This is a genomic window from Salinicola salarius (genome assembly GCF_003206135.1).
GTDB lineage: Bacteria > Pseudomonadota > Gammaproteobacteria > Pseudomonadales > Halomonadaceae > Salinicola > Salinicola salarius.
Genome location: NZ_PZJT01000023.1, coordinates 48,299 through 54,831, shown reverse-complemented (window position 1 = coordinate 54,831; position 6,533 = coordinate 48,299). Strand labels below are relative to the sequence as shown.

Annotated in this window: 6 protein-coding genes and 1 tRNA gene; 3 read left to right on the top strand and 4 right to left on the bottom strand. The window is 62.4% G+C overall.

The annotated features are described in order from the left end of the window. Positions 1–691: 691 nt before the first annotated feature. Positions 692–768, bottom strand: a tRNA-Arg gene (locus tag DOM32_RS16835). A gap of 184 nt (positions 769–952) precedes the next feature. Between DOM32_RS16835 and DOM32_RS16830 the strand changes: the two genes are divergently transcribed. Next, complete coding sequence (locus tag DOM32_RS16830; RefSeq protein ID WP_110636715.1) at positions 953–1,801, top strand: methyltransferase domain-containing protein; 849 nt, start codon at positions 953–955, stop codon at positions 1,799–1,801. Beyond that, positions 1,801–2,808, top strand: a complete 1,008-nt coding sequence (locus DOM32_RS16825; RefSeq protein WP_110636713.1) for a methyltransferase — start codon at positions 1,801–1,803, stop codon at positions 2,806–2,808. The genes DOM32_RS16830 and DOM32_RS16825 overlap by 1 nt, the downstream gene beginning before the upstream one ends. On the opposite strand, the gene DOM32_RS16820 is transcribed toward DOM32_RS16825, so the two are convergent. After that, positions 2,792–4,033: an EAL and HDOD domain-containing protein gene (locus DOM32_RS16820; RefSeq protein WP_110636710.1), complete on the bottom strand. Its 1,242-nt coding sequence runs from the start codon at positions 4,031–4,033 to the stop codon at positions 2,792–2,794. The genes DOM32_RS16825 and DOM32_RS16820 overlap by 17 nt on opposite strands. A gap of 124 nt (positions 4,034–4,157) precedes the next feature. Beyond that, entirely contained in the window at positions 4,158–4,697 is a 540-nt protein-coding gene (greB, locus tag DOM32_RS16815) for a transcription elongation factor GreB (RefSeq protein ID WP_087720020.1), read from the bottom strand. Between the two features lie 370 nt (positions 4,698–5,067). On the opposite strand from greB, the gene DOM32_RS16810 reads away from it, so the two are divergent. After that, on the top strand, positions 5,068–5,538 hold the full coding sequence (locus DOM32_RS16810; RefSeq protein ID WP_110636708.1) for a universal stress protein: 471 nt from the start codon (positions 5,068–5,070) through the stop codon (positions 5,536–5,538). Positions 5,539–5,609: 71 nt separating this feature from the next. On the opposite strand, the gene DOM32_RS16805 is transcribed toward DOM32_RS16810, so the two are convergent. Continuing rightward, positions 5,610–6,440: an MBL fold metallo-hydrolase gene (locus tag DOM32_RS16805; protein ID WP_110636705.1), complete on the bottom strand. Its 831-nt coding sequence runs from the start codon at positions 6,438–6,440 to the stop codon at positions 5,610–5,612. Between the last annotated feature and the right edge of the window lie 93 nt (positions 6,441–6,533).

The following is a 6,533-nucleotide window of genomic DNA, read 5'->3' as shown; positions in this document are numbered from 1 at the left end:
CAGACAGAGCGTAATCTTGTTAAGCACCTTTATGCTAACGATAACTTGTCAATAAGTGCTAATCATTGTACATGCTATATAACAACCGAAGAACGTGCTATCTGCCTTTACTAGTGGGGCCACTTTGGGTCGGAACCCGTCAGCTTTCTCAAGCTCTATTAGGAATACCTTTTGTATCAATCTCTGGCGCACTTCGTTTCATTTCTCTATCCGTCGCCTCCCGTTTTTCGTTGGAGAGGCTGCAAAATGCAACATTCGCATGATTTTTCGGGGCTAAGAAACCGCCCGCAGCCCAACAACGACGCGGCTCAGCGCACTCTGTAGCGCTGCATAAAAATAGCCCCTCTAGCGCGCAGGCGGGGCGCAAGGAAACCCGAGCCTTTCTTTTCCTATCGGCATGTGAAGGCCAGGCTTGAACGATGCTCGTGCGCTTCGGCCATGAACAGCGCATGGCGCGTCCGGCTGGTGGGCGGGCGATTGCTTGTGGGGTTAGGCTTGGTGGTTTCGGTCTTTCATAGGGCTGGTGGCGTGGTGTCATACGAGGGGAAAATCGAACAGGAGTATTCCCCTGAGCATGCCATTCGCACCGGATTCGAGGGGGAAGAATCGGGAATTACGGGAGCCGGAAATGGGCGTAACGCCATGATTTAGGCGCTTGGTGGCGTTCCGGGGAGTGTCGAGGAAGAAGATTTGGTGCCCCCATCAGGATTCGAACCTGAGACCTGTCCCTTAGGAGGGGACCGCTCTATCCAGCTGAGCTATGGGGGCGGAAGGCAGGACAGCACTACCGCTGTTTCGTCGAGCGAAGCATGTGTCTCGAGCGGCGCATAGTATAAGCGCCGGATTCGCCGAGATAAACCCGCTGGAGCCATTGCGTCGGGACGCTCTGCGTTGGCGTTGATACAATGCCGCCTTTCCGCTTCGAGCCATCCCTATCTCATGCCGTGTTCTCATGCCTAGTTCTGATGAGGCTTCCAAGCTGCCCGCCGCGAGCCCGCGACACGGCAACGATATCCCCGTGGGGCAGGACCGGATCTTCGACGGTCTGGCCGACAAGTTCGCCAACAGCCTCTATGCCACGGCGCGCGGCCAGATCCGCCTGGCGGTGCTCGATCAGGTGCTGTCGCGTTCGTTGCCGCAGGACGGTGCGCCCGCGCTGGATGTGGGCGGCGGCCTCGGCCAGATGAGCGTGTGGCTGGCCGAGCGGGGGCATCGCGTCACCCTGGCGGAGCCTTCCACGGAGATGCTGGCGCGTGCGCGAGCCGGATTCGGCGAGTTGCCCATCCGGGCGCTGCAGGCGCCGATCCAGGCGTTGCCGGAGCTGGCGCCGGGGCCATGGCCGCTGGTCGTGTGTCACGCGGTGCTGGAGTGGCTGGCCCAGCCGCGTCAGGCGGTTGCCATGCTGAAATCCCTGCTGGCGCCGGGCGGTCGCCTTTCGCTGATGGTGTTCAACCGCGATGCGCTGCGTTTTTCCAACGTGGTCAAGGGCAACCTCGACAAGGCGCTGGAGGACCGGCTTTCGGGCACCGGCCAGCGCCAGCGGTTGACACCGATCTCGCCGCTGACGCATGCCGATATCGAACGCTGGTGTCGGGAAGAGGGGCTGGTGATCGAAAGCGTCGCCGGCATCCGGATCTTTCACGACTATCTGCGGGAACGCTCGCCGAGCGAAGAACGGCTCGCGACGATCATCGAGCTGGAGAAGCGCTACTGTCAGGTCGAGCCCCACTGGCGCCTGGGGCGCTACCTTCACTACATGATTCGGCACGCCGACAGCGCGGGCCCAGAGGAGACGTACTGATGTCGACGCAACCCCCGGCGTGTCAACTGCTTGCCCGCCAGGATGCGGATTATCGCGGCTGGCTGTGGGTGGCGCCGCCCCGCGATGGCTGGCTCGAGTCCGGCGAGGGCAGCGTCTGGAGCGCGGAGCTGGATGTCTGCGACGCCTGGCGTCAGGTCGGGCGACCGGCCTACGGCGCCCTGAGCGCGCCGCCGGCCGAGGTGCCGGGCGCAGTGCTGTTCTGGCCCAAGAGTCATGCCCTGGGGGAATGGTGGCTGGCGGCACTGAATGCATCCTTGCCTGTCGGCACGCCGGTGCAGGTCGTCGGCGAGAACCAGGGCGGCATCAAGCGGGTGCCGAAGATACTGGAAGGCTTTCAGCAGGCGTGCCGCAAGCTGGATACGGCGCGTCGCTGCACGCTGTTCGCCACCCGCACGGTCGAACCCGTTCGCGATCCGGATGCCGCCTGGCAGACGTTCACGGCAGAGGGGCTGACGCTTGAGACCCATCCCGGCGTCTTCGGCCACGGCAAGCTCGACGAGGGCACGCGGCTGTTGATGGAGGCGTTGCAGCAGTCGCCGTTACCGGCGCGCGGCAATGCACCGCTTCGCGCGCTGGATGCGGGCTGTGGCGACGGCATTCTGGCGGCGTGGCTGGCACGGCAGGGCTGCGAGGTCACGGCGGTGGACATCAACGAGTTCGCGGTCGAGGCGACGCGCCGCACACTGGCGGCCAATCAGTTGACCGGAACGGTCGTCCAGAGCGATGTCTATCGCCAGTTGGAAGACACCTTCGAGGCCATCGTCAGCAACCCGCCGTTCCATCAGCAGCGTGCGGTCGATTATGGCCCCGCCGAGCGGTTGATTCGCGAGGCGCCGGCGCATCTGGTCGAAGGCGGCAGCCTGACGCTGGTCGCCAACGCGTTCCTGCCATACCCGGACTGGCTGGAAGCCGCATTCGGCAGCTTCGAGATCCTGGCCGACAACCGGCGCTTTCGGGTCTATCGCGCCATCAAGGCGCGGCGTTAGCCTGCAGCTCGCGGACGGCCTGGCGGGCGCGTCGATTGGCGGCCCGGACGTCTTCGAGCTGAATGCCGATCAGCTCCAGCCGGGGCCAGGGGATCTCCTCCCATGACTCGCTTTCCAGCCGGATGGCGGTCTCCAGCAGCGCACCCACCGGGCCGGCGCGGGTCAGCAGCGCCGTGGTGATCGAGGCGTGTAGCGGCAGCGACTCGAGAAGCTCCACCAGCGGACGATCGAAGAAGGCTTCCAGGTAGGAAAACAGTCCCGAGATGAAGGCTTTCTCGGCCAGCGCGGGGTTGCTCGCCGCGAGTTCCCGGCACAGGCAGGCGCGCGCCAGCGCCGATTGCGGCAGTGACGCCGGCTTGTCTTCCACCTCGGAGAGTGCCAGCAGCGTCGCCAGGCTGCGGATGCGCTGCGGGCCGACCAGGGCAACGGCCTGTTCCAGGGAGGTGATCTCTACCTCGCGCTGCTTGGTGTTGTTGACCAGCCTGAGCAGTCGCACGCCAAGCACGGGATCCCGCTCGATGGCGGCGAAAATGTCGTCCGCGCTCACGTCCGGCTTGCTGAGCGTGGCGATGAGCTCGAGTATGGCGATGCGGTCGGCGACCACGGTGTTGCCGTGAACGAGCTGGGGCCGGGCAAGAAAGTAGCCTTGAAACAGGTCGCAACCGGCGCGCTGGCAACAGTTGAGCTCGGTTGCCGTCTCCAGCTTTTCGGCCAGTATCTTGAGATGCGGGTAGCGTTGGCGCAGTTGCTGCACGATATGCACGAAAGCATCGTCGCAGTAGTGCGGGTACTCGAGCTTGACGATATCCACCAGAGGCAGGCAGGGGTGCTCGATATCCCCTTCGGCGTAGTCATCCAGGGCGATCCTGAAGCCTTGTTGGCGTAGCAGCGCCAGCCGGTCACGGATGGTGTCGTCGAACGGGATGTCCTCGAGTAGCTCGATGACCAGATAGGCGGGGTCGAAGGGGAGGTCATCGAGCAGTGTCGCGGCAGTGAAGTTGACGAACAAAGGCTTCCCCTGGCTGACCGTCTCCAGATCGCCCTGGGTGAAGGCGTTCAGCAGGACCGTGCTGGTCGCTCGGTTGCCATCGAATGATATCGGCATCGGCCCGCCATCGGTCGGCCGAAACAGCAACTCGAAGGCGACGATTTCGAGCGAGGTGTCGAAGATCGGCTGCCGTGCGAACAACACCGAGGCAGCTTGAGAGTCGGAGGCGTTCGGCATGGCTGTCCTCAGTGGGTCCCTGTCATTTTGATCTGTCGGGCCAGGTTTGGCTGGCCCTTTGACCCTCTATCGACCGCCTCGGGGATTTGTTGAATTACCGGCGCGTTTTCAGCGTCTTCTCGTTTCAATGGTCGCGATCCGAGTAGGCGATGTCGGTCACGATATAGTGGGTCTCGCCACCCGGTGCAGCGACCACGACATCATCATCGAGCCCTTTCCCCAGCAATGCCCGGGCGAGGGGGGCGTCGACGCTGATCCAGTGCTTGTCGGTATCGGTCTCGTCGTGGCCGACCAGGCGTATCGACAGTTCTTCGCCCTCGTCGTCTTCCAGCGTCACGTAGGCACCGAAGTAGACCTTGCCGGTATCGGCCGGCAAACGGTCGACGACCTGCAGCTCGTCCAGGCGTTTACGCAGGTAACGAATCCGTGCGATGACGCGATTGAGCTCTTTCTTGTTGTAGGTGTAATCCGCGTTTTCGCTACGGTCGCCCAGGGCGGCGGCCTCACCGACTTTCGCCGATAGCTGGGGCCGTTTGACACGTGACAGATGGTCGTGGATGCCCTGCAGTCGATCGAATCCCTGCGGGGTGATCAGGTTGCTTTTCTTTTCCTGACGCGGGTCTTTCTTGGGATCGCGCCAGCGCGTCATGTTTCGGCCTTGCATAAGACGTCTCTCGATGCCTGAAGATCCGGATAGCGTAACGTGAATCCGCCGACCACCACCACGAGCACGGCGATATCCTCGGCCCGCGAGACGTTGGCCGAGCCAGGCCTCGTCAGTCGAGCAAGGCTCCGTTAGCCGAGCAATGGCCCGTTGGTCGAGCAATGCTCCGTGGCTGCCGGTATGGGTTGCAGCGGGCAGTAGCAAACGGAAGCAGAACCGTAGCGACAGGAAGTCGCCGTGGCGAATGGCGTCGTGGTGTGTGCCGAAGCGTAACGGAAAGCGGGGAAGGGTTTTATGCGGTTAATCCGGATTAACGAGGAGGAAAGGACGCTCGCTATACTCGATAACGAGATGACAACGAGAGGCGACAATGCAGAATTCGATCCTCATTCCCATGGGAAAAAATCCGGCATCCATGGCGGCCTTGCGAAGGGCGAGGGGCATTGCCCAACATGAACATACTCGACTTTATCTGCTGCATGTCGTCGAGCCCAGCGAGACGGGAGATGTTCTGGGCGCTGCGACAGGCGCCGCTACGCATACTCTGGACAAAGAAGATGTCGCGCGTGCCGAAGCGTTTCTGGAAGCTCGGTGGGACCGTTTAAACGAACCCATGGCGGCCGTGAATTTTGTCGTAAAGGCTGGGAAGCTTTCCGAGACGATCGCTGAAGAGGCCCGGCGGCTGGAGGTCGATACGATCATCATGGGTACGTCGAAATCCTCCCCGAAATGGGAAGGGATGATCGGCAAGGTCAAGAAGTCGACGCCCTGTAAATTGACGATCGTGGATGAAGAGGAGCGCGTCGTCCTGGAGTACTCGCCTGGCTCATCTGACACCTAACGCATTTGACTCGCCTGGCTCGCGGAACCGGGACCCATGACGCAGTCCCGGCTCGGCAGATTCTCGACAAATTAGTGCATGAACGTGTGCTTCGGCATGTGATCGGCATGGAAATGATTGAGAATATGCTCCAGCCCGTTGGTCAGAAGGGCACCACCGACCGGCGGGCCATGACCCGTCGTCGCCATTGCCGGTGACAGCTTCGCGAGCCGCCTGATGGACTCGAAGGCCTGCCCCCAGTCGTGGGTGAAGTAGCGCGGTGGCCCGCTCAGTTTGGCCCGTTGCAGGATGACCTGGCCGAGAGATTCCTGCTGTACGGTCACGAAGGCATCCCCCGCGATCAACGTCTTGTCTTCCTGCCTGAATAGCGAGACATGCCCCGGCGAATGGCCCGGCGTCGCCAGCCAGCGCCAAGAATCCAGCCCGGGAACCGAGCCGTCCTCCGGTAGCGGAGAGAGAACGTCGTTGAAATGATAAGGGCCTCGCGAGAACAGCGGGGAGAGGCGCGAGATGACGCCGCCTCCCGCCGAGGCGTCCGCCGGCGGGTAAGGTTGCGAGCCGGTCAGATACGGGAACTCCAGCGGATGCGCATACAGCGGCACCTGCCAGTGGCGACTGAGCGCCAGCGCCGAGCCGATATGGTCGAAGTGGCCATGCGTCAGAATGATCGCCGCGGGCGGCCGATCGCCGAAGAGCCGCTTGGCCCAGGCGATGATTTTTCCCTCCTGCCTGGGGAGGGCGGCGTCGACCAGCACCCAGCGATCCTGGCTCGGCTCCGCCACGAAGCAGACGTTGACGAACTTGAGCGTCAGTTGCGTCACACCGGGTGCTACCGGCGAACTTTGATTGTCGCGGACGGAGATCAGGCCCAGGGCAAGATTCTGACGGGTTTCTTCGTTCATGAGTTATCTCGTGCTGGACGACGGAATGGCTCGATTCGGCTCGTTGTGGCTTGACTCGTTGTGGCTTGACTCGATGTGGCTTGTCTGGATAAG